General features: G+C 69.5%; 20 protein-coding genes. 9 read left to right on the top strand and 11 right to left on the bottom strand.

The genetic code is table 11. From position 1 onward, the window contains the following. Positions 1-61: 61 nt before the first annotated feature. The 4 genes from pyk to P0084_RS06090 all read left to right on the top strand — a co-directional run bounded on the left by pyk (position 62) and on the right by P0084_RS06090 (position 2,954). Positions 62-1,516, top strand: coding sequence for a pyruvate kinase (gene pyk, locus P0084_RS06105; protein ID WP_308915934.1), 1,455 nt, complete (start codon positions 62-64; stop codon positions 1,514-1,516). 120 nt (positions 1,517-1,636) lie between these two features. After that, entirely contained in the window at positions 1,637-1,837 is a 201-nt protein-coding gene (gene rpmI, locus P0084_RS06100; RefSeq protein ID WP_308915933.1) for a 50S ribosomal protein L35, read from the top strand. 13 nt (positions 1,838-1,850) lie between these two features. Beyond that, on the top strand, positions 1,851-2,219 hold the full coding sequence (gene rplT, locus P0084_RS06095; RefSeq protein ID WP_308915932.1) for a 50S ribosomal protein L20: 369 nt from the start codon (positions 1,851-1,853) through the stop codon (positions 2,217-2,219). A 72-nt stretch (positions 2,220-2,291) separates the two neighbouring features. Beyond that, positions 2,292-2,954, top strand: a complete 663-nt coding sequence (locus tag P0084_RS06090) for an SGNH/GDSL hydrolase family protein (RefSeq protein ID WP_308915931.1) — start codon at positions 2,292-2,294, stop codon at positions 2,952-2,954. On the opposite strand, the gene P0084_RS06085 is transcribed toward P0084_RS06090, so the two are convergent. Then, positions 2,951-3,439 (bottom strand): hypothetical protein, encoded by a 489-nt coding sequence (locus tag P0084_RS06085; RefSeq protein WP_308915930.1) that lies wholly within the window; start codon positions 3,437-3,439, stop codon positions 2,951-2,953. The two genes, P0084_RS06090 and P0084_RS06085, sit on opposite strands and share 4 nt — an antisense overlap. A 78-nt stretch (positions 3,440-3,517) precedes the next feature. On the opposite strand from P0084_RS06085, the gene P0084_RS06080 reads away from it, so the two are divergent. The 5 genes from P0084_RS06080 (at position 3,518) to pheT (ending at position 9,264) form a co-directional block, all read left to right on the top strand. Next, positions 3,518-4,294 carry a TerC family protein gene (locus tag P0084_RS06080; RefSeq protein WP_308915929.1) on the top strand — a complete coding sequence of 259 codons (777 nt, stop codon included), beginning with the start codon at positions 3,518-3,520 and terminating at the stop codon, positions 4,292-4,294. A 58-nt stretch (positions 4,295-4,352) separates the two neighbouring features. Further along, entirely contained in the window at positions 4,353-5,417 is a 1,065-nt protein-coding gene (pheS, locus tag P0084_RS06075; RefSeq protein ID WP_308915928.1) for a phenylalanine--tRNA ligase subunit alpha, read from the top strand. 41 nt (positions 5,418-5,458) lie between these two features. After that, complete coding sequence (locus P0084_RS06070) at positions 5,459-6,127, top strand: methyl-accepting chemotaxis protein (RefSeq protein WP_308915927.1); 669 nt, start codon at positions 5,459-5,461, stop codon at positions 6,125-6,127. Between the two features lie 74 nt (positions 6,128-6,201). Beyond that, positions 6,202-6,777, top strand: a complete 576-nt coding sequence (locus tag P0084_RS06065; protein ID WP_308915926.1) for a methyl-accepting chemotaxis protein — start codon at positions 6,202-6,204, stop codon at positions 6,775-6,777. Between the two features lie 81 nt (positions 6,778-6,858). Next, entirely contained in the window at positions 6,859-9,264 is a 2,406-nt protein-coding gene (gene pheT / locus P0084_RS06060; protein WP_308915925.1) for a phenylalanine--tRNA ligase subunit beta, read from the top strand. A 10-nt stretch (positions 9,265-9,274) separates the two neighbouring features. On the opposite strand, the gene P0084_RS06055 is transcribed toward pheT, so the two are convergent. From P0084_RS06055 to P0084_RS06010, 10 genes are all read right to left on the bottom strand, one after another. Further along, the gene (locus P0084_RS06055) at positions 9,275-10,030 is read right to left on the bottom strand and encodes a TIGR02186 family protein (protein ID WP_308915924.1); all 756 of its coding nucleotides are present in this window, start codon (positions 10,028-10,030) and stop codon (positions 9,275-9,277) included. Continuing rightward, positions 10,027-10,950: a sulfite exporter TauE/SafE family protein gene (locus tag P0084_RS06050; protein WP_308915923.1), complete on the bottom strand. Its 924-nt coding sequence runs from the start codon at positions 10,948-10,950 to the stop codon at positions 10,027-10,029. Before P0084_RS06050 ends, P0084_RS06055 begins: the two co-directional genes overlap by 4 nt. A 567-nt stretch (positions 10,951-11,517) precedes the next feature. Then, positions 11,518-12,483 carry an ABC transporter permease gene (locus P0084_RS06045; RefSeq protein ID WP_308915922.1) on the bottom strand — a complete coding sequence of 322 codons (966 nt, stop codon included), beginning with the start codon at positions 12,481-12,483 and terminating at the stop codon, positions 11,518-11,520. 3 nt (positions 12,484-12,486) lie between these two features. Beyond that, positions 12,487-13,110, bottom strand: a complete 624-nt coding sequence (locus P0084_RS06040; RefSeq protein ID WP_308915921.1) for a LysE family translocator — start codon at positions 13,108-13,110, stop codon at positions 12,487-12,489. After that, positions 13,107-13,739, bottom strand: coding sequence for a LysE family translocator (locus P0084_RS06035; protein WP_308915920.1), 633 nt, complete (start codon positions 13,737-13,739; stop codon positions 13,107-13,109). The genes P0084_RS06040 and P0084_RS06035 overlap by 4 nt, the downstream gene beginning before the upstream one ends. A 79-nt stretch (positions 13,740-13,818) precedes the next feature. Continuing rightward, positions 13,819-14,976, bottom strand: coding sequence for an ABC transporter permease (locus tag P0084_RS06030; RefSeq protein ID WP_308915919.1), 1,158 nt, complete (start codon positions 14,974-14,976; stop codon positions 13,819-13,821). Beyond that, the gene (locus P0084_RS06025; RefSeq protein WP_374213605.1) at positions 14,973-16,535 is read right to left on the bottom strand and encodes an ABC transporter ATP-binding protein; all 1,563 of its coding nucleotides are present in this window, start codon (positions 16,533-16,535) and stop codon (positions 14,973-14,975) included. The genes P0084_RS06030 and P0084_RS06025 overlap by 4 nt, the downstream gene beginning before the upstream one ends. Beyond that, positions 16,532-16,888, bottom strand: a complete 357-nt coding sequence (locus P0084_RS06020) for a hypothetical protein (RefSeq protein ID WP_308915917.1) — start codon at positions 16,886-16,888, stop codon at positions 16,532-16,534. The genes P0084_RS06025 and P0084_RS06020 overlap by 4 nt, the downstream gene beginning before the upstream one ends. A 3-nt stretch (positions 16,889-16,891) precedes the next feature. Then, positions 16,892-17,896 carry a BMP family lipoprotein gene (locus P0084_RS06015; protein ID WP_308915916.1) on the bottom strand — a complete coding sequence of 335 codons (1,005 nt, stop codon included), beginning with the start codon at positions 17,894-17,896 and terminating at the stop codon, positions 16,892-16,894. Positions 17,897-17,994: 98 nt separating this feature from the next. After that, entirely contained in the window at positions 17,995-18,453 is a 459-nt protein-coding gene (locus P0084_RS06010) for a GNAT family N-acetyltransferase (RefSeq protein WP_308915915.1), read from the bottom strand. Between the last annotated feature and the right edge of the window lie 22 nt (positions 18,454-18,475).

Genomic DNA, 18,475 nt, shown 5'->3' with positions numbered 1-18,475 from the left:
GCGGGACGGTGACGCAACGGGCAGAAGGCCCCCGGACCGATAGCGTTAACGGAAGTGCCGCATGAGACGACACCGCAACGTCAAGATCGTCGCGACCCTTGGCCCCGCCTCCGACGACTACGAGACGATCCGCGGCCTGTTCGAGGCCGGCGCGGACGTGTTCCGCCTGAACATGAGCCATGGCGGCCACGAGGAGATCCGCGCCCGTCACAACATCATTCGCGACATCGAGCGGGACACGGGCCGTCCCATCTGCATCCTGGCCGACCTCCAGGGGCCGAAGCTGCGCTGCGGCGTGTTCGCGGACGACGCGGTCGAGATCGAGGCCGGGCAGCCGTTCCGCTTCGACCTCGACGACGCGCCGGGCGACGCGACCCGCGTGCAATTGCCCCACCGCGAGATCTTCGAGGCGCTGCGCCCCGGCGCGACGCTGCTGGTGAACGACGGCAAGCTGTCGCTGAAGGTGGATGCCTGCGATGCGGAATCCGCCGACTGCACGGTGGTGACGGGGGGCACGATATCGAACCGCAAGGGCGTGAACGTCCCCGACGTCGTGCTGCCCCTGGCCGCCCTGTCGGCGAAGGACCGCGACGACCTGGAGTTCGTCTGCGGGCTGGGCGTCGACTGGCTCGCGCTGTCCTTCGTGCAGCGCGCTTCCGACGTCGAGGAGGCGCGCAAGCTGGCCCGCGGGCGGGCGTCGGTCCTGTCGAAGATCGAGAAGCCCGCCGGCGTCGACTGCTTCGAGGAGATCCTGGAAGCGTCCGACGGAATCATGGTCGCCCGCGGCGACCTGGGCGTGGAACTGCCCGTCCAGAACGTCCCCCCCATTCAGAAGCGCCTGATCCGCAAGTGCCGCGCGGCGGCCAAGCCGGTCATCGTCGCGACCCAGATGCTGGAAAGCATGATCGACAGCCCCATGCCCACGCGGGCGGAGGTATCCGACGTGGCGCAGGCGATCTACGAGGGGGCGGACGCGATCATGCTGTCCGCCGAATCCGCGGCCGGATCCTATCCGTTGGAAGCCGTGCGCACGATGAACGACGTGGCCCTGTCGGTCGAGAGCGATCCGACCTACCGCGAGATCATCGAGGCCAGCCGCCAGGCGGAGCGCACGTCCACCGCCGACGGCATCGTGGCCGCCGCGCGCGAGATCGCGGAAACGACGGACGTCGTCGCCATCTGCGTGTTCAGCCATTCCGGCGCCACCGCCTTCAAGGTCAGCCGCGAACGCCCGCGCGTGCCCATCATCGCGCTGACTCCCTTCCTGGAGGCCGCGCGCCGCATGGGCCTGGCCTGGGGGACGCATTGCGTGACCACCCAGCCGGTGGAGCGGTTCAAGTACGCCGTCGTCTCCGCAGTGCGCGCGGCGAAGGCCAACGACTTCGCCACCCTGAAGGACCACGTGGTCGTCACCGCGGGCGTGCCGTTCAACGTGTCCGGCTCGACCAACATCCTGCGCGTCGCGCCCTGCGACGAGCGGCTGATCTTCGGGGCCGAAACGGACGACGACGAATAGGGCCTATCGCCCATCCGCCGCATCGCTTGCCATTTCCGGTCCGCCCCGCTAGGCGGGCCGCCTTACCGCGTCCGGGCGATTGGGATGCCTGCCGCGGCCACGATGACCCAGGAGCCCGAAATGCCCAAGATGAAGACGAAGTCGAGCGCGAAGAAGCGCTTCAAGGTGACCGCCACCGGCAAGGTGATGTCGGGTCAGGCCGGCAAGCGCCACGGCATGATCAAACGCACCAACAAGTTCATCCGCGACGCGCGCGGCATGACCACCCTGTCCAAGCCCGACGCCAAGATCGTCAAGGGCTTCATGCCCTACGACCGCTGAAGGAGGATAGAACATGTCCCGCATCACGTCCGGCAAGGTCACCCATGCCCGCCACAAGAAGGTCCTGAAGGCCGCAAAGGGCTATTATGGCCGTCGGTCCAAGACCTTCCGCACCGCCACCCAGGCCGTCGACAAGGCGAACCAGTACGCCACGCGCGACCGCAAGAACCGCAAGCGCCAGTTTCGCGCCCTGTGGATCCAGCGGATCAACGCCGCCGTCCGCGCCCATGACGCCGAGATGACGTATTCGCGCTTCATCAACGCGCTGTCCAACGCCGGCATCGAGGTCGACCGCAAGGTCCTGGCCGACCTGGCCGTGCACGAACCGGCCGCCTTCGCGGCCATCGTGGACCAGGCGAAGGCTGCCGCGCCCGCCGCCTGAGTCCGACGTCGCGCGACGAGTACGGGCCGTCCCCATCCGGGGCGGCCCTTTCCATGTCCAGGGGACACGATCATGCGCTTCCTTGCCCTATGCGCCCTCGCGATTTTCGGCGGCTGCGGCACGCCCGCGCCCGACGCGGGACGCCTGCTGACCATAGGCGACAGCGTGATGGCGTGGAACGGCGACAGGGGCATACCGGAGGTCGCGGCCACGACGCGGGGGCTGCCGCTGGTGGACGCGTCGCGGTCGGGGTCGCGGGTCGTGCAGGACAACGGCGTGCTGTCGGCCCTGGGGCTGGACATCGCCGGGCAATGGGCTGCGAACCGGGGCCGTTGGGCTGCGGTGGCGATGACGGGCGGGGGGAACGACCTGCGCGGTACCTGCGGCACGGCGGACGTGGACAGCGCGCGCGACGCGCTGATCGGGCCCGGCCTGGATGGTGCGATTCCAGCCCTGGTGGCCGACATGCTCGCGGCAGGTTCGCCGGTGGTCTATGTCGGCTACTACGATGCGAACCCGGAGGTCACGACCGGGTTCTCGGCCTGCCAGCCCGCCTTCGACGTGATGAACGCGCGCATGGCCGCGCTGGCGGACCGGACGCGCGGGCTGACCTTCCTGGACGCGGGCACGGTGATCGATCCGGCGGACGGGTCGCTCTTGGCAGCCGACGCCGTGCATCCTTCGCCGCGCGGATCCCAGTTGATCGGGGCGGCGTTGGCGTCGGTGCTGCCCTAGAACGGGATCGCCACCGACAGGTTGATCACCGCGTCCACGTCGTCCGCGGTGGGCAGGAGCGTCAGGCGATACTCCGCCTGCTCCCGCCGGTAGGCGAGCGTCGCAGTCGCGAGCGGTATGAACCCTTCGAGGTTGGGGATGTCCGAGATTTCGTTGGCGAGCTCGTCGTAATAGGCCGTCCCGACGCTCAACGCGCCGCGCAGTTCACCACCGGGCACCCGCGTCAGGGGTGCGGACAGCCCGGCCAGGACGATCGGCGACACCTCCCGGTACGAATTGTAGAAGACGCCACCCTCGACGTGCCATTCCCAGCCCGGCCGGGCGGCGTCCCAGCGCCGACCGAACGTCACGCCCGGATTAACGTCGTTCAGATCGCCCGTTCCGACATGGGCGGTTCCCACGACCACCCCGACATACCGGTCCTGTGCGGCAGCCGGTTGTGCGGCGCAGGCGACAGTCAGGACGAGGATCGTGGTGCGGATCATGGCGGGACCTTCGGGGAATGCTTGACGTCGCTGGGATGAAACCATGTTCCCCCAAGCGCCGATAGGGGAATGCCGCCCATGCTCGAACTGCTGACGTCGCCCGAAGCCTGGGCCGCCTTCGCCGCGCTCGTCACGCTGGAGATCGTGCTGGGGATCGACAACCTGATCTTCATCTCCATCGTCGCCGCCAAGGTGCCGGTCCATCAGCAGGACACCGCGCGCCGGGTCGGCATCGCCCTGGCCCTGGTCCTGCGGCTGGGGATGCTGGCAGGCATCGCATGGATCGTCGGCCTGACGGCGCCCGTCATCGATCTGGGGCTGACCGGCCCACCGGGCGAGCATGGCGAGCCGACCTTCGAGACGCAGTTCTCCTGGCGCGACATCATCCTGATCGCGGGCGGGCTGTTCCTGTTCTGGAAGGCCACGTCCGAGATCCGCGAGAAGTTGAACCCGGAGGAGACGGCCACCGGCAAGCCGCGCGGCGCCTCGTCGACGCTGGCCGCCGCCATCGTGCAGATCATCCTGCTGGACCTGGTCTTCTCGATCGATTCCATCCTGACCGCCGTGGGCATGACCGACGAGGTGCCGATCATGGTGGCCGCCGTGATCGTGGCCGTGACGATGATGCTGTTGGCGTCCGGCCCCGTGATGCGGTTCGTGCAAGCCAACCCATCGGTCGTGATGCTGGCCCTGTCCTTCCTCTTGATGATCGGGATGGTGCTGGTCGCCGACGGGTTCGGGCGGCACGTGCCGAAGGGCTATATCTACGCCGCGATGGCCTTCGCGGCCTTCGTGGAGGTGCTGAACCTCCTGGCCCGGCGCAGGCGGCGCAGGCGCGAGGGGCTGTCTGCCTGACGCGGTTGCGCGTGCTGAAGGGGCGCGATACCCCCGCCGCGATTGACCGGAGGGGCCGATGGACGACCTGCGCGACAAGTACCTGACCGCAATCCGCAACGCCGCTGACGAGGGCACGCTGGAGGAGGTCCGCCTGGCCGCCATCGGAAAGAAGGGCGAGGTCGCGCTGATGATGCGCGAACTGGGCCGCATGACGCCCGAGGAACGCAAGACCGCCGGTCCCGCCCTGAACGCCCTGCGCGACGAGATCGCATCCGCCCTGGCCGCCCGCAAGCATGGGTTGGAGGATGCGGCCCTGGACGAACGCCTGGCGTCCGAATGGCTGGATGTCAGCCTTCCCGCCCGCACCCGCCGCCGGGGCACGATCCACCCCGTCAGCCAGGTGACCGAGGAAGTGACGGCCATATTCGCCGATATGGGGTTCGGTGTCGCCGAAGGTCCCCAGATCGAAACGGACTGGTACAACTTCGACGCGTTGAACATTCCCGGTCATCATCCTGCCCGCGCGGAGATGGACACGTTCTACATGGCGCGCGCGGACGGCGACGACCGCCCGCCCCACGTGCTGCGCACCCATACCAGCCCCGTGCAGATCCGCGCGATGCAGGACCGTGGCGCGCCGATCCGGGTCATCTGCCCGGGGCGGGTCTATCGTGCCGATTACGACCAGACCCACACGCCCATGTTCCATCAGGTCGAAGGGCTGGCGCTGGACCGCGACATCTCCATGGCCAACCTGAAATGGTGCCTGGAGGAGTTCTGCCGCGCCTTCTTCGAGTTGGACGACCTGGAGTTGCGGTTCCGCGCCTCGCACTTCCCCTTCACCGAACCGTCGGCGGAGGTCGACATCCGGTGTTCGTGGGAAGGTGGGACGCTGAAGCTGGGGCAGGGCGACGACTGGCTGGAGATCCTGGGCTCCGGGATGGTCCACCCGAAGGTGCTGCGTGCGGGGGGGATCGATCCGGACGCGTGGCAAGGCTTCGCCTTCGGCATGGGGATCGACCGCATCGCCATGCTGAAATACGGCATCCCGGATCTGCGCGCGTTCTTCGACAGCGACCTGCGATGGCTGCGCCATTACGGGTTCGGGGCGCTGCAGGTTCCCGCGCGCCACGCGGGCTGACGCTTCATGCCGCGTTAAGGTCCTTGCCCTAGGCGGGGGGGATGACCACGTCGCCCCCTTCGCGGACCGCCCGGCGCCTGCCCGACTGCCGTGGTTCCATGATGCGCGTCGGACGATGCCGCGGCTTCGTCCTGACGGCCGGGATGATGGCCGTGCTCGTGGTCACGGCCGAAACGGAGGAGGTCCGTGCCGAGGCGGAGGCCGAGTTCCGCACCGCCATCCGAAACCTGCACGCCACGCTGGCGGATTCCGCCGATTGCATGGCCGCGCTGCCCCGTACGGTCGCCGCCGACATCGCCGCGGTGCGCGACTTCGCCGACGTGCTGCTGCCCTTCGACGCGCGGGACGACCTGTGCCTCGACAGCCGGATCGCGACGCGTCTGGCCCGGCAGGCGCGGTGGACGGCCTTGCCTGCGCTCTATAACATCGTGGGCGCCTTCGACGTGATGCTGACCGAGGAGCGGGAAGAAGCGATCGTAGCCCTGCGCGACCGATCCGTCCGCATGGAGGGAATGTTCGAGGAGATGCAGAAGATCGGCCGGACCATTCGGCTGGTGTCCTTGAACGCGGCGGTGGAGGCGGCGCGGACCGGCGGCGCGTCCGGCGCGGCCTTCGGGGTCATCGCCACCGAGGTGCGCAACCTGGCGACCCAGGCGTCCACCTTGCTGGCTCGGACGCGTGCGGACATCGCCTCGGACCGGGCCCCTTGAACGCCGCGTCTGCCGTTTCCAGGGGCATCGACGCGGATCTCGACCTGTCGACGGCCGCCGGCCGGATCACCGCCATGGGACGCCTTCGCGCCGCGCTGTCCCTGGTGGCGGGTCGGGCGCTGATGTGCGCCACGGCGCCGGACGGATCGGCCAAGGCCGCGGCGCGTAGGGACCTGCGCGACGCGGTCGGCCACTGCTCCGCCGCCATCGCCGCCCTGTCGGTCGTCTGGGCGGAGGAAGCGGTGCGGAACGCGGAGGCGTGCCGCGTCGTGCGGGGGTTCGACGCGCTGCACGCTGGGCTGGGGACCGATCCGGATCTGGACGGAGCGCGGCGGTTCTTCGCATCGATGGCCGATCGGGTCGTCCCGGCCGTGCAGGCGATCATGACCTCGCAGATCCTGGCCGAATGGGACCGCATCCGTGAGGCGGAGGTCGCGTTGCAGGCGCGCAACGCCGAGATCCTGTCCATGTGCCACGACATCGAGGGGATCGCCCGCACCGTCCGGCTGGTCGCGGTGAACGCCGCCGTGGAAGCCGCCCGGGCCGGGGGGACGTCCGGACAGGTGTTCACGGTCATCGCCAAGGACGTCCGTGACCTCGCCGGTCGCGCCGCGGCGGCCGCGGCGAACGGGCGGGCGCATCTGAGCTGATCGGGGCCGCGGACGGGTTCCACCCCGACATCGAAGCGTATAGGTCCCCGCCGGACCCATGCCCCCGACCGGACGAGACGGATGAAGTTCACGCTATCCTGGCTGAAGCGCCACCTGGACACCGAGGCCGACGTCGCCACGATCGCCGATGCCCTGACCGACCTGGGCCTGGAGGTGGAGGGCGTGCAGGATCGCGCCGCGCGGCTGAACGATTTCCGCCTGGGCTTCGTGGAGGCGGCGGAGGGGCATCCCGATGCGGATCGTCTGAAGGTCTGTCGCGTTGCGACGGCCGACGGCCCGACCCAGATCATCTGCGGTGCCCCCAATGCGCGGGCGGGCATCACGGTCGTCGTCGCCAGCCCCGGCACCTATGTCCCCGGCATCGACACGACGATCCAGGTGGGCAGGATCCGAGGCGTGGAAAGCCACGGCATGATGTGCTCCGAGCGCGAGATGGAACTGTCGGACGAACACGACGGCATCATCGAACTCCCCTCGGGCGAGGTTGGCGAACGTTACGTCGACTGGCTGGCCGCGAACGACCCCGCCAAGGTGGATCCGGTGATTGAGATCGCCATCACCCCCAACCGCGGCGATGCCCTGGGCGTGCGCGGCATCGCCCGCGACCTGGCGGCCCGCGGCCTGGGCACCCTGCGCGACATGCCCGATCCGGTGGTGGACGGCACGTTCCCCTGTCCGCTGGGCGTGACCATCGACGACGACACGCGCGATGGCTGCCCCGTCTTCGCCTTGCGCATGGTGCGCGGCGTGACGAACGGTCCCAGCCCCGAATGGCTGCAGGCCAAGCTGCGCGCCATAGGGTTGCGTCCCATCAGTTTCCTGGTGGACGTGACCAACTGGTTCACCCACGACCTGAACCGGCCCCTGCATGTCTTCGACGCCGACGTCGTGCAGGGTGACCTGCGCGTTCACCGCGCCGCGGGGGGCGAGACGATCACGGCCCTGGACGATCGTGACTACGTGCTGCCGGCGGGCGCGATGGTCATCTCCGACGATGGGGGTCCCGAAAGCATCGCGGGCATCATGGGGGGCGGGCATTCCGGCGTGACGGACGCGACCACCAACGTCCTGATCGAGAGTGCGTATTGGGATCCCGTGCAGATCGCCACGGCGGGCCGGGCCCTGCGGATCAACTCGGATGCGCGCTATCGGTTCGAACGCGGGGTGGACCCGGTCTTCACGCCCGATGGGGTCGATCATGCCGCGGCCATGATCTTGGACCACGCGGGCGGCGAAGCGTCCGACAGGGTCGTCGCGGGCGCGGTGCCCGACGTGGCGCGCAGCTATGGGTTGTCCACCGATCGCGTCGTGTCACTGGTCGGCATGGACATCCCGGCGGCCGATCAGCGCGCGTCCCTGACCGCGCTGGGCTTCCGCGTGGAGGGCGAGGCGCCCGCCGTCACCGTTCACGTTCCGCCCTGGCGCGGCGACGTGCAGGGCGAGGCCGACCTGGTGGAGGAGGTCGCGCGCATCGCGTCCCTGACCGAGCTGAAGGGGCGTCCGATGGCCCGCCCGCCCGGCGTGGCGAGGCCCGTCCTGACGCCGATGCAGTCGCGCGAACGGATGGCTCGACGCACCGCGGCGGCGCTGGGCTACGACGAATGCGTGACCTACAGCTTCGTGGACGGGGCCGCCGCCGCGCTGTTCGGCGGCGGGACCGACACGACCCGGCTGGAGAACCCGATCAGCGCCGATCTGTCCCATATGCGACCCTCGCTCCTGCCTGGGTTGCTTCGGGCCGCGGCCCGCAACCAGGCGAGGGGGCAGAACGATCTGGCCCTCTTCGAGGTGGGGGCCGCCTTCGACGACGGCGAGCCCGGGGCGCAGCACGTCGAGGTCGCGGGTCTGCTGACGGGGCATGCCGCGCCGCGCGGGGTCCACGGCGAGCGCCGGCCCGTCGATGCGTTCGACGCGAAGGCCGACGCCGAGGCGATCCTGTCGGCCATCGGGGCGCCGGCACGGGCGCAGATCCTGCGGGATGCGCCGGGCTGGTTCCATCCCGGCCGATCCGGACGCATCGGCTTGGGGCCGAAGAAGATCCTGGCGATCTTCGGCGAGGTGCATCCCCGCGTGCTGCGGGCCCTCGACGTGAAGGGTCCCGCCGTGGCCTTCGCCGTCCTGCCGGAGGGCGTTCCGTTCCCGAAGGCCACCAGTGCGGCGCGTGCGCCCCTGGTGCTGTCCGACCTGCAGGCGGTCGAACGCGACTTCGCCTTCGAACTGGACGGCCGGGTCGCGGCGCAGGATGTCGTCAGCGCCGCGGCGGGGGCGGACAAGGATCTGATCGAGTCGGTGCGCGTCTTCGACGAGTTCACGGGCGGATCGCTGCGGGAGGGACGCAAGAGCGTGGCCATCGCCGTGCGCCTGCAGCCGACCGACGCCACCCTGACCGATGCTCAGATCGAGGCGGTCGGTGCGAAGGTGGTGGAGAAGGTGATCAAGGCGACCGGTGGGACGCTGCGGGGCTGACGGCGGCGCGTCAGGCCTTGATGAACCGGAACACCGCCGATGCGGCCCACCCCGCGAAGATCGCGATCCCGAGGGACATCAGTCCGTAGATCAGCGGTTGCTCGTGCGCCAAGTTGTAGAGGAACCGTTCCAGTCCGACCTTCCGGACGGAGATGACCGTGTCGTAGCGCGTGCGGACGACTCCGTCGCGCGTCAGGAAGATGCGGATCGCATAGGTCCCCTCGACCAGGTTGGCCGGCAGCCGGACCTCGGTGCTGAACAGGGTGTCGTCGGTCAGGAACAGTGGACTGTCGGAGGTCTGGAACGCGCCTTCCCGCTCGCGGATCCGGATCAGCGCTTCCGTGAACTTGTCCGCGTTCAGGCCTTCGGCCGCCATCACGCCGCGCAGCGCCCGCCCGGGCGAGATGAAGTATCGTTCGTCCTCCGACCCCAGCAGGATCTGGGCGATGGGGGCGCTGGCCGCGACGGCATAGAAGCTGGGCGCCCGTTCGATCACCGCGGCATCGGTGTTCACCCAGATCCCCAGCCGCCGTTCCTTGCGTCGCACGGTGGTCGGAACCTCCGGCCCGGACACGGTGACGATGACGCCCAGCTTGCTGTCGTCGGGGGCGGGCAGGTCGCGCACGATCGCGCCGTAGACGAGGATCTCCGACCCGGTGAAGGCCGTGTCGATCTGCACGCGGTTCTGTGAGAGGGCGGCGACCACGCGCTCCGCCGAGGCCGGTGTCGCCCATGCGAGAATCAGGAGGGCCAGGACCCGGATCACCGGTCCACCCCCGTCCCCAGGGAGTAAAGCTCAGCCGGTTCGAGCAGGAGGCCGGCTGCCAGCGTGCCGCAGACCGCAAGAACCAGGAGCGCCAGGAGGATGCGGAGCTGTTCGGCCTTCAGGCGCGTTCCGATGCGGGTGCCCACCTGCGCCCCGACGACCCCGCCCACCAGCAGCAGGACGGCCAGCACCATGTCCACGGTATAGTTCGTCGTCGCGTGCAGCAGCGTCGTGAACGCCGTGACGAAGATGATCTGGAACAGCGACGTGCCGACCACGACCTTCGTCGGCATCCCCAGCAGATAGATCATGGCCGGCACCATGATGAACCCGCCGCCCACGCCCATGATCGCGGCCAGGACGCCGACCGACAGGCCGACCAGCAGGGGCGGGATCACGCTGATGTAGAGGCCGCTGGTCCGGAACTTCATCTTGAAGGGCAGGGCGTCCAGCCATCCCCGCTGGCGGCGCACCGTCTTGGGCGCGGGGCCCGTCCGACGCGCCTTGCGGATCGCGTTCAGGCTTTCGACGAACATCAGGGCGCCGATGACGCCGAGGAACACGACGTAGCACAGGCGGACCAGCAGATCGACCTGCCCCAACCCACGCAGGTAGTTGAAGAGCTGCACGCCCAGGGCCGCGCCGACCAGGCCCCCGATCAGCAGCACCCAGCCCATGCGGAAGTCGACCGTCCGTCGCTTCACGTGCGCCAACACGCCCGAGAAGGAGGACGCCACGATCTGATTCGCCTCCGTCGCGACGGCGACGGCGGGCGGGATGCCGATCATGAACAGAAGCGGCGTCATCAGGAAGCCGCCGCCGACGCCGAACATGCCAGATAGGACGCCCACCATTCCGCCCAGCCCCAACAGGAGGAAGGCGTTGACCGATACCTCGGCGATGGGAAGGTAGATCTGCACGGGCATCACCGGACGGGCGGGTGTGGTCCGTCTAAAGGGCACGCGTCGGGCGGTGTCAAACCCGCGCGACCGGCCGGGATCGGTCCGCGACCCCGTGGCGCCATGTCGGCAGGTCGGTTGGACCTAATGGCGGATGCGGCAATGCTGCGCTGCGGCGGTGTTTTCTTCTCGGGCCTGGGGCGCGGGGGCGTCCGGGGGGGTGCGCCGAGGGGGGAGTGTGGCGTCGAGCGGGGTGCGGGGCAAGGGGTGCGGTTCGGGCTTGATAGCAAGGGCGCGGCGCCCGTCCCGCTCCGGCGGGCGGGCGTTCGGATGCGGCGCGGGGGGCGTGCCGGACGGCGTCTGCGGAGCGTCTGCCGCATGTCTGCTGCGTGTCGGACAAATGTGCCCCGGGCGTGCGACGGGCGTGTGACCGGCGTGCCCCGGACCGGCGGGTCGAGCCCGACCATGGCGGGTCGCATAGGCGGCGGGCGCGACGGCGGGGGTGGCAGGGTGGTCGATCGAGCCGCGTGCCTCCGACATCCGATCGGGTGGGATTCGGCCCAGCGGGGTGGCCCCCCGATCCCGGCCTCAGCGTTCCTTCACGTAGGGTTCGCCACCCGCACGGGGCGGGATCGCCTTGCCGACGAAGCCCGCCAGGATCACCACGGTCAGGATATAGGGCAGGGCCTGCATGAACTGCGTAGGCACGTCGAACCCGGCGATGTCGATGTTCTGGTACCGGTTGCCCAGGGCTTCCAACAGGCCGAACAGGAAGCAGGCCCCCAGCGCATACCAGGGTCGCCACTTGGCGAAGATCAGGGCGGCGAGCGCGATGAAGCCGCGGCCCGCCGACATCTCCTTGACGAAGCCCGCGGACAGCGCGGTGGCGAGATACACGCCGCCGATGCCGCACAGGACGCCCGCGATCATCACGGCCGCATAGCGCAGGCCGACGACGCTGACGCCCGCCGTGTCCACCGCGGCGGGGTTCTCGCCCACGGCCCGCAGACGCAGCCCGAACCGGGTGCGGAACAGGATCCACCACGTCAGCGGCACGGTCCCCAGCGCAAGGTAGACCAGGATCGAATGGCCCGACAGGATCTCGGCGTAGATCGGCCCCAGGACGGGGACGTCGGCCAGCGCGGCGGCAAAGGGAAGGTCCACACTGCCGAAGCGGGCCGGGCCCTCCAGTTGCGGCGTGCGGCCGCCCAGGGCGAACCAGGCCTCGCCGATGACGACCGTCATGCCCGACGCCAGGAAGTTGATCGCAACGCCGGAGATCAGTTGGTTTCCCCGGAACGTGATGGAGGCCACGCCGTGGACCAAGGCCAGGACGCAGCTGGCCCCGATGCCCGCGGCCAGCCCGATCCAGGCCGATCCGGTCGCGAACGCGGCTGCCGCCGAGAAGAAGGCCGACGCCAGCAGCTTGCCTTCCAGGCCGATGTCGAAGATCCCCGCCCGTTCGCTGAACAGCCCTGCCAGGCAGGCCAGCAGCAGGGGCGTCGCCAGGCGAAGCGCGCTGTCGAGGATCTGGATGGCATCGGCGAAGTCCATGGATCAGCTCCGATCGGTGGCGAGGCGGAAGGCGAAGAGCGTGAAGACGGCACCCAACGTCACCTCGATCCACCGCCGCGCGTGGGCATAGGCGGCGCGCGCGGGGGGCGAGGATAGGACCAAGGCATAGGCGGCATGGATCAATGCGGATTGCGCGACGGCACCGGCGACGAAGATCGCGACGACCGGCCAGGGCGCGTCGACGATGCCGCCCAGGGCCGCGATGGCCAGCCAGAAGGCCAGGGCCTTCGGGCTGGACAGGCTGACCGCCAGGGTCGCGCGATAACCGCCGCCGGCTGCGGACCGGGACGGCGCCCTGGTGCCCGACGCGGCCCGGCGGAACGCGCCGTAGGCCAGCCAGAGCAGGAAGGCCGCGCCGGCGAAACGGACCCACCACAACCCTTCGCTCAGCACGGCCGCAGCGGATGCCAGACCGAGGGACACGGCAAGCGCCAGGATCCCCGCCGCCGTCGCGGTCCCCAGCGCGCCGCGCAATGCGCCCAGTCGATCCCCCGTCGCGGCACGGGCCAGGATGACGGCGACGACGGGACCGGGTGTCAGGGCCGATACCAGCTGGATGCTCCAGGCCGCGAACAACCCGGGCAGGTATTCCGTCAGACCCGTCACCGGTCGGTCGCCAGACGGAGAGCCATCAGCGCCATGAAGCCGCCCAGGGCGCCTTCGACCCAGCGGCGGAAGCGGGCATAGAGGGTCCGGATCGGCGCGGCCGACAGCAGGATGGCCCAGGCGCCGTGACACGCGAAGCTGACGAGCCATGCGCCCGCGACGAAGGCCAGGACGATGCCCGGGCCGCCGCCCTGCGTGGCGCCGACGGCCGCGATGGCGAGCCAGAACGCGATGGCCTTCGGGTTCGTCACCTGCAGCAGCACCCCCATCGCGAAGTAGCGCGGGGAGGAATACGCCGGCACGTCCGCGGTGGCGACGGCGGGCGGCGCGATGGCCTTCCGCAGCGATCCCCAGGCGAGGTACAGCAGATAGGCCGCCCCGATCAGGCGGAGCCCCGTCATGGCCCAGGCCGCCTGCTGCAGCAGCAGGCCCACGCCGATCAGGGTCAGGAGGTTGATGACCACGCTGCCCGAAGCGATGCCTGCCGCCGCCACCAGGGCGGGGCGTCGGCCGCGTGCGGTCCCTATGCCCAGCAACATGGCGACCGCGGGTCCGGGTGACGATGCCGCGACGAACAGGATGGCATAGGCGGCCGCGAAGCCGGGCAGGAACGGGGCGATGTCGGTCACGGGATCCTCCGGAATGGACGGGGGATCAGCCTGCCTTCCACCGGGTGAAGGGACGACCCGGATCCTGCGGGATCGGATGTCACGACTGGGTCCCGGTGACGGGATCGTTGTCGGCGCCCTTCGGGCTGGTCGGACCCGGCGCGGCGGGACGGCGGCGGCGCGACAGGAACGCGGCCTCCAACGGGGCGCGGACCATGTTGTCGAGCGCCCCGGTGAACAGGATCACCAACGCCTGGATCACGAGGATGATCTCGCGCGTCATGCCGTTCATCTCGAAGGTCAATTCGCCCCCGCCCTGATACAGCGCGCCGAACAGGAGCGCCGCCAGGAACACGCCCACGGGATGCGACCGTCCCATCAGGGCGACCGCGATGCCCACGAAGCCCGCGCCCTGGACGGGGTCGATGACCAGGCGTTCCGCCTCGCCCATGACGGAGTTGGTCGCCATCAGTCCGATCAGCCCGCCCGAGATCAGCATGGCGATCATGATGATCTTGGTGGGCGAGGTCCCGGCATACTTGGCCGCCTGCTCCGAATGGCCGAAGGCGCGGATCTCGTAGCCCAGGCGCGACTTCCAGATCAGCGCCCAAACGAAGACGCAGGCGGCGATGGCGAGGAAGAACGAGACGTTCAACGGGGTCGACCGGCTGAAGCCCAGCCAGGGCAGGACGTCGTAGGCGTTGGGCAGATGCACGGCGTCGGCGAAGCGCGCCGTTTCGGGCGACCCGCCCGCGCCGGGCACCAGCAGGACGCGTGACAGCAGGAACACCATCAGGGCGGATGCGATGAAGTTGAACATGATTGTCGTGATGACGATGTGGCTGCCGCGCTTGGCTTGAAGGTAGGCGGGGATCGCGGCCCAGGCCGCGCCGAACAGCGCGGCGCCGACCGTCGCGGCCAGGATGGCGACCGACCAGTGCGGCAGGGGCAGGTTCAGCAGCACAAGCGCGACGCCCAGCCCCCCCAGCGCAGCCTGCCCCTCGCCGCCGATGTTGAACAGCCGCGCATGGAACGCGACCGCCACGCCCAGGCCCGTGAAGATGAAGTTCGTCGCATAGAACAGCGTGTAGCCCCAGCCATAGGCCGAGCCGACCGAGCCGTTCACCAGGATGTACAGCGCCTCGAACGGGTCCTTGCCGATCAGGGCCACGACCACGCCCGACAGGACCAGCGCCAGCAGGAGGTTGATCAGCGGCACGAGGATGACGTCGACCCAGGTCGGCAGCGCGTCGTTCATTCGGCGGCCTCCGCGCCCGTCATCCCCGCCATCAGCATGCCCAGTTCCCCCTGGTCGGTTTCCGACGCCAGGCGTTCGCCCATGATGCGGCCGTCGAACATGACGGCGATGCGGTCGGACAGGGCCATGATCTCGTCCAGCTCGACGCTGACCAGCAGGATGGCCTTGCCTCGGTCGCGGAGGGCCACGATCTGCTCGTGGATGAACTCGATGGCGCCGATGTCGACGCCGCGGGTGGGCTGGCCGATCAGCAGGAGGTCGGGGTCGCGCTCGATCTCGCGGGCCAGCACGATCTTCTGCTGGTTGCCGCCGGAGAAGTTCTTGGCGGCAAGGCTCGGGTCCGGGGGGCGGACGTCGAAGCGTTCCATCTTGGCCGCGCAATCGGCCCGCATCGCGGCCTGGTCCATCAGGACGCCGCGGCCGAACATCGCGTCGTGGTGATAACCGAAGGCCACGTTCTCCCATGCGTGGAAGTCCATGATCAGGCCTTCGCGCTGCCGGTCCTCCGGCACGTGGGCGATGCCCCGCGCGCGGCGCGTGCGGGCGTCGGACGCTGTGCCCGTGACGTCGATGGGTCGACCCTTCATCCGGATCGTGCCGGTGGCCTTCTCGTAGCCGCCCAGAACCTCGAGCAGTTCGGACTGACCGTTGCCCGCGACGCCGGCCAGGCCCAGCACCTCGCCCGCGCGGATGTCGAAGCTGATGCCCTTCAGGCGTTCCACCCCCTGGTCGTCGACCACGTGCAGGTCGCGGACCTCCAGGATGACGTCGCCCGGCGTGGCGGGGGCCTTGTCGACCTGCAGCAGCACCTTGCGGCCCACCATCAACTCGGCCAGTTGCTCGGGCGACGTCTCGGCGGTCGACACCGTGGCCGTCATCTCGCCCCGCCGCATGACGCTTACGCTGTCGGTCACCTCCATGATCTCGCGGAGCTTGTGGGTGATCAGGATGATGGTCTTCCCCTGATCGCGCAGACCCTTGAGGATGCGGAACAGGTGGTCGGCCTCCGCGGGCGTCAGGACGCCCGTGGGCTCGTCCAGGATCAGGATGTCGGCTTCCCGGTACAGGGCCTTCAGGATCTCGACCCGCTGCTGCTGACCCACGCCCAGATCCTCGACGACCGCGTCGGGATCGACGTCCATCTCGTATTCGTGGGCCAGGTCGGTCAGCAGCCTGCGCGCCTTGGCCAGGCTGGGCCGCAACAGCGCGCCGTCCTCCGCGCCCAGGATCACGTTCTCGAGCACGGTGAAGTTGGGGACCAGCTTGAAGTGCTGGAACACCATGCCGATGCCCGCGTCGATCGCGGCCTGGCTGTCCGCGATCTCGACCCGGCGGCCGCCGATCAGGATCTCGCCCGCATCGGCCCTGTAGAAGCCATACAGGATGGACATCAGCGTGGACTTGCCGGCGCCGTTCTCGCCGATGATGCCGTGGATCGTGCCGCGGCGGACTCGTATGTCGATGTCCTTGTTGGCCTGCACCGGCCCGAACGCCTTGGAGATGCCCCGGAGTTCGATCGCCAACGGTTCCGCGGCGTCCGTGCCCCCAGGTCCGGTCATTCGGATTCCACGAAGCCCGTGACCCGCACCAATCCGCCGTCGCCGGCCTGCGCCACGAAGGTCAGCTCGGCGAACGGCTCGCCCCCGCGGTTCAACCTGGCGCGGACCTTCGCCATGCCGTGCGTCACCTGCGGCGTGCCCAGGGGCAGCAGCATGGCGTCGGGCAGGTTCGTGCGGAAGATGGTCAGGTACTGCGCCATGCCGTCCGCCCCCTCGAAGGGCGCGGGCGCATGGGGATCCTCGTAAAGGAACGAGGCCGCGAGGGCCTCGTCCAGTATCGTCGCGCGGGCGTCCGCGTCGGCCTCGTTCCAGGCCGACAGCAGCGTCACCAGCATCTCACCCGCGTCGGCCACGTTTCAGAAGGCCGGGCAGGACAGGTCGGAGGTGTAGTCGTGGACCTCGATCTCGCCGGCGATGATCTGCGCCTTCGCCTCCTCGACGGCGGCCTGCATGTCGGCATCCACCAGGTCGGCGTTGTTCTCGTCCATGGCGAAGCCAACGCCTTCGTTGTCCAGCCCCATGACCGAGATGCCGCTTTCCAGCTCGCCCGCGGCGGCCTGCGTGAAGCTGTCGTAGACGGCGTTGTCCACGCGCTTGACCATCGACGTCAGGATGGAGCCCGGATGCAGATAGTTCTGGTTGCTGTCCACGCCGATCGCCAGGATCCCCTCGTCCGCGGCGGCCTGAAGCACGCCGATGCCCGTGCCGCCGGCCGCGGCGAACACCACGTCCGATCCCTGGCTGATCTGGCTGCGCGTCAATTCCGCGCCCTTCACCGGGTCGTTCCAGGCCGTGGGCGTCGTGCCCGTCATGTTGACGATGACGTTCGTGTCCGGATCGACCGCCTTAGCGCCCTGCGCATAGCCGCACGCGAACTTCGAGATCAGGGGCACGTCCATGCCGCCGATGAAGCTGACGGTGCCGGTCTCGGACGCCATCGCGGCCATCATGCCGACCAGATACGAGCCTTCGTGCTCGGAAAAGACGATGGACTTCACGTTGGGCTTGTCGACGACCATGTCGACGATCACGAAGTCGGTGTCGGGATAGTCGTCCGCGACCACGTCCAGCGTGGACGCGTTGGCGAAGCCCAGCACCACGATCGGGTTCGCGCCCCGCTCGGCCATGCGGCGCATGGTCTGCTCGCGCTGCGCCTCGTTGGCCAGTTCCGTTTCCTGGTACTCGCCGCCCGTCTCCTCGACCCAGCGCTGGGCGCCGTTAAAGGCGGATTCGTTGAACGACTTGTCGAACTTGCCGCCCAGGTCGATGATCAGGCCGGGTTCGGCGTCCTGGGCGGCGGCCGCCCCCGTGGTCAGGGCCAGCGCGCAGGCGGCCCCCATCAGCTTCGTCATGACACGCATGTCTTCGATTCTCCCGTTGGACGGGCGCGCGGATGTGCGGGATGTCCCCCCGGCGCCCCTTATTCATGGCGGATTTAGGCCGCAGGGGGGCGGGAAGGTCAAGGCTGGTCGGCGGATGCGCCCCCCGTGCCGTCGCGGAACAGGCCCCCCGCCAGGTCCTTGCGCATCGCGATGGCGTCCGTGCCTCCGTAGTAGCCGGGCCTGCGCCCGACCTCGCGCCATCCGGCCCGGGCATAGAGCGCGCGGGCCGGCACGTTGTCGGCGGACACCTCCAGGAAGGCGGCTTCCGCGCCGCGCGCGGCGGCCTGCCGTTCGAACGCATCCAGCAACGCCGTGGCCGTTCCGCGGCGGCGGCGGTCGGGGGCCACGACCAGGGTCAGCAATTCCACCTCGTCGGCCATGACCCGACCCAGCGCGAAGCCGTGCGCGTCGCCGTCCTCCGGCACGAAGAAGCACGTGGGGTCGCGCTGCGCTGCCGCAAAGGATCCAGCGGACCATCGGGCAGCGCCGTCGAAGGCGGACGCGTGAAGCGCCGCCAGATCGTCGGGTGAGGTCATGTGGTGCCTTCGATCGCCGCGA

The organism is Jannaschia maritima (genome assembly GCF_030973515.1).
Lineage (GTDB): Bacteria > Pseudomonadota > Alphaproteobacteria > Rhodobacterales > Rhodobacteraceae > Jannaschia > Jannaschia maritima.
This window is presented reverse-complemented; position numbering and strand designations above follow the sequence as displayed.